This is a genomic window from Aquiflexum sp. (genome assembly GCF_977115555.1).
Genome location: NZ_CDSBKL010000365.1, coordinates 1 through 4,022, shown reverse-complemented (window position 1 = coordinate 4,022; position 4,022 = coordinate 1). Strand labels below are relative to the sequence as shown.

5 protein-coding genes are annotated in these 4,022 nt (G+C 41.0%); 4 read left to right on the top strand and 1 reads right to left on the bottom strand.

What is annotated here, in order from left to right; genetic code table 11:
* Positions 1-263 (bottom strand): AAA family ATPase (locus tag ACZFYI_RS16730; RefSeq protein ID WP_462525270.1); only part of this gene is annotated, 263 nt, incomplete at its 3' end.
* A 240-nt stretch (positions 264-503) separates the two neighbouring features.
* On the opposite strand from ACZFYI_RS16730, the gene ACZFYI_RS16725 reads away from it, so the two are divergent.
* The 4 genes from ACZFYI_RS16725 to ACZFYI_RS16710 form a co-directional block, all read left to right on the top strand.
* Positions 504-1,208: an SDR family oxidoreductase gene (locus ACZFYI_RS16725; protein WP_462525269.1), complete on the top strand. Its 705-nt coding sequence runs from the start codon at positions 504-506 to the stop codon at positions 1,206-1,208.
* 4 nt (positions 1,209-1,212) lie between these two features.
* Positions 1,213-3,192, top strand: a complete 1,980-nt coding sequence (ispG, locus tag ACZFYI_RS16720; RefSeq protein WP_462525268.1) for a (E)-4-hydroxy-3-methylbut-2-enyl-diphosphate synthase — start codon at positions 1,213-1,215, stop codon at positions 3,190-3,192.
* A gap of 201 nt (positions 3,193-3,393) precedes the next feature.
* The gene (locus ACZFYI_RS16715; protein WP_462525267.1) at positions 3,394-3,585 is read left to right on the top strand and encodes a DUF6728 family protein; all 192 of its coding nucleotides are present in this window, start codon (positions 3,394-3,396) and stop codon (positions 3,583-3,585) included.
* Positions 3,586-3,683: 98 nt separating this feature from the next.
* Positions 3,684-4,022, top strand: a 339-nt coding sequence (locus ACZFYI_RS16710) for an MmcQ/YjbR family DNA-binding protein (protein ID WP_462525266.1), incomplete at its 3' end; no start/stop codon positions are given.

Sequence of the window (4,022 nt, the reverse complement as noted above, 5' to 3'; positions counted from 1 at the left end):
CTGAAGTTTCCCTCAGGTTCTCGAGTCGGGAGAAAAGTGCCAAAAGGAAGTAGAAACTGCGAATGAATGGTAACCCCTCTTGCATGTAAGGCCGCAATTCCAGTCGGTGCAAGAATCACAAATCGCTTGTGAGTAAGTTCTGCAAGCTTTCTGAGGAATGTGGTTTTGCCCGTACCGGCCTTTCCTGTCAAAAAAATCGGGCTGTTGGTGCTGTTCACAAAGTGGGCTGCCAACTCTAACCTGTCTGTAATCTGAGTTTCCATATGGCTAAAAATAAGAACAAAAAACCTATAGCTCTCGGGAATAAACGTTTAAGTTCGCAAAGTTTTTAAAAAAATGTAACTTTGTTTCCGATAGATAGTTGTCATACTAACTATTGAAATACGAAGGAAATCAGATTCTGCATTCCCTAGTCTCATTAAAAGTTCTACTTCCCGAGATCAGGTTTGGATTTGTATTTTAAAATTTAATTTGGAATCAACAATCTTCTTAAAAAAAGCAGCATGTCAAAAAGCATATTGGTCACAGGTGGAACAAAAGGGATAGGACGTGCCATCATCGAGAGGTTTGGTGCAGAGGGATTTGATGTCTTTACCTGTGCGCGTCATGAAGGGGATTTAGAGAAATTAAAGGCAGCATTTGAAAGTAATTTTCCTTTGCAGCGAATGTTTATTTTTCCCGCAGATTTGTCTAAAAAAGAAGAAGTGAAGGCCTTTTCTGAGGAAGTCAAAAAACAAGGAATCCCGGATGTCATTATCAATAATACAGGGGTGTTTTTGCCGGGATCGATCCATTCAGAGCCGGAAGGAAACTTTGAGTTGATGATGAATACCAACCTTTTCTCAGCCTATTACCTCACAAGGGCATTTACAACTGAAATGATTGCCAGAAAATCAGGTCATATCTTTTCGATTGGATCCATTGCCGGACTGACTGCTTATGCCAATGGAGGAAGCTATGCGATTTCCAAATGGGCGATGTTGGGTTTTACCAAATGCCTGAGGGAAGAATTGAAAAACTATAATATCAAGGTCACCTCGGTTTTGCCTGGAGCGACCTATACCGCAAGTTGGGAAGGTGCTGATATCCCTGAAGAAAGATTTATGAAAACTGCTGATATTGCGGAATCAGTATGGGGGGCATATAACCTTTCCCCTTATTCTGTTGTTGAAGAAATTGTGATCAGACCCCAATTAGGAGACTTATAACTGTATGGAAACCAAATCATTGTTGGAGAAAATAAAGTATTGCAATAGCCTGACGGAATATTCCCGGCGAAAAACCATTCCTGTCAAAGTTGGTGATGTATACATAGGAGGTGACAATCCTATCGTCGTCCAATCGATGACAACTGTGGATACCATGGATACCCTTGGTTCTGTCGAGCAATGTATCCGCATGATCGAAAGTGGCTGCCAACTGATCCGTATCACTGCGCCTAGTATCAAGGAGGCAGAAAATCTCCGAAACATCAAAGAAGAACTTAAGAAAAGAGGGTATGAGACGCCTTTGGTGGCTGATATCCACTTTACGCCAAATGCCGCAGAAATTGCAGCCAAAATCGTAGAGAAAGTCCGGATCAATCCGGGAAACTACGCTGACAAAAAGAAATTTGAGGTCATTGAATATACTGACGAAAGCTATCAGGAAGAATTGGACCGCATCAGAGAAAGGTTTCTTCCTCTGGTCAAAATCTGTAAGGAACACGGTACAGCCATGCGCATCGGTACCAATCACGGTTCGCTTTCAGACAGGATCATGAGCAGGTATGGTGATACACCACTTGGAATGGTGGAGTCAGCCTTGGAATTTTTGAGGATCTGTGAGGATGAAAACTACCATGACATTGTGATTTCTATGAAATCTTCCAATACCCAAGTCATGGTGCAGGCATACAGGTTGTTGGTTCAAAAGCTGGATGAAGGTGGTTTTAAGCCATATCCTTTGCATTTGGGAGTGACAGAAGCAGGAGATGGTGAGGATGGAAGAATCAAGTCTGCCGTCGGGATAGGAACTTTGTTGGAGGATGGATTGGGAGATACCGTGCGGGTTTCCTTGACCGAGGATCCGGAGTTTGAAGCTCCGGTTGCACAATCTTTGGTCGACCGATATGCCGAAAGAGAAGGGCATGCTCCAATTGAACAACTTCATCATTTTCCGATCACACCTTTTGAACATAATAAAAGAGATACAATTGAGGTCTTCAATTTTGGAGGAAGCAATGTACCGAGGGTGATTGCGGATATTTCTGCGATTTCCAACATTACTGAAAAGGAAATGAAAAATATCGGCCATTTTTATTTGCCTGAATTGGATAAATGGAAAATGAATGATCAAGGGGCAGATTATGTGTTTTCTGGTGACAATCCGATTCCGTTCATGTTGCCAAACGGAATGAAGGAAATCCAATATTTCAGCCATTGGCAGCAATCAGAGGATCAGGTCAACAAGTTTCCTGCATACACTTTGCCTGAATTTAAAATAACATCGAACTTTCATTATGGATTGAATTTTCTGATGCTTTCAGATTTGGAGGTTTATGAAGCCCTTCCATTTTTGGAGGGGAGAAAGGACGTCGTGGTTATTTTGCAGAGTGACAATGCACATAAAATGGCGGCGCTCCGACGAGCTTTTATTACTTTGATGGAAAACCATTGTTTGGCACCTGTTGTTGTACTTGTAAATTATCCTGTTCAGGACTCAGACAAAACCATGCTTTATGCTGCTACTGATGTGGGGGGATTGTTGGTGGACGGATTGGGAGAAGGAATCATGTTGGGAATCGGAGCTTATATAGGCAATGATCGAGATCAGATTTTGGCACAGATCAAATTGCATAACTCTATAGGATTTGGGGTATTGCAGGCAGCCCGGACGAGGATGTCTAAAACCGAATACATTTCTTGTCCTTCCTGCGGCAGGACTTTATTTGACCTTCAGGAAACTACAGCCATGATCAGAAAAAGAACCGATCACCTCAAAGGCGTCAAAATTGGAATCATGGGTTGTATAGTCAACGGTCCGGGTGAAATGGCAGACGCAGATTTCGGATATGTAGGTTCAGGAAAAGGGAAAATCACACTTTACAAAGGAAAAGAAGTTGTAAAGAAATCAGTCCCTTCCGAAAGGGCTGTGGACGAACTGATCGAAATCATCCGAAAAGACGGCATGTGGATCGAGCCGGAAGTTTGAGTCAGTGTTCGGTAAAAAGTTTTCAGTAAGCAGTCTCAGTTTTCAGTCAGCAATTCATTGAAATTTCAAGATATGTTGTTAAAAATCAATTTCACATGGTGGACAGTCGACTGTGGTCTGTCGACTTATTTATAAATAGTTACATCAATACGGTCGGATTCATACCAATAACTCAATAACTAATTTCTAAATACCAAATTTATGTCAAACAGCAGATTAAAAGAATTTTTTAAACTTGGGGAAGTAGGTCACTATTTTATCCGGGTTTTTCAGAAACCTGATCCCAACAAACCATCCAATTTCAACCTGAGGATGATGCACGGTATCAACAAGATTTCTATTCTGATGTTTTTGGCTGCAATTATCTTTTACACAGTTAAGCGGTGCTCTTAAAACAAGATGTCGATTTTTTCCTTTTACTTCTCACTAATTACTTTTTACCTTTAAGCAAATAAACAATAACCACTTTATCACAAACCAAACGCCATCCCATGACCATTACTTTTTTTAGGGAATATTGCCTTTCTAAACCAGGCACCTCAGAGGACACTCCTTTTGATGAAAATACCCTTTGCTTTAAAGTCGGTGGGAAGATTTTTGCCATTATTGACATTGAGCTTTTTGAAAGTGTCAACCTAAAGTGCGATCCTGAAAAGGCTGTTGAACTTCGGGAACAATACTCCGGAATTGTGCCTGGGTACCATATGAACAAAAAACATTGGAATACGGTGATGTTTGATGGATCGGTATCAGATAAGTTGATTTTGGAATTGGTGGACCATTCTTACGACCTGATTTTAAATAGCCTACCAAAAAAAATCAAAGAAAGC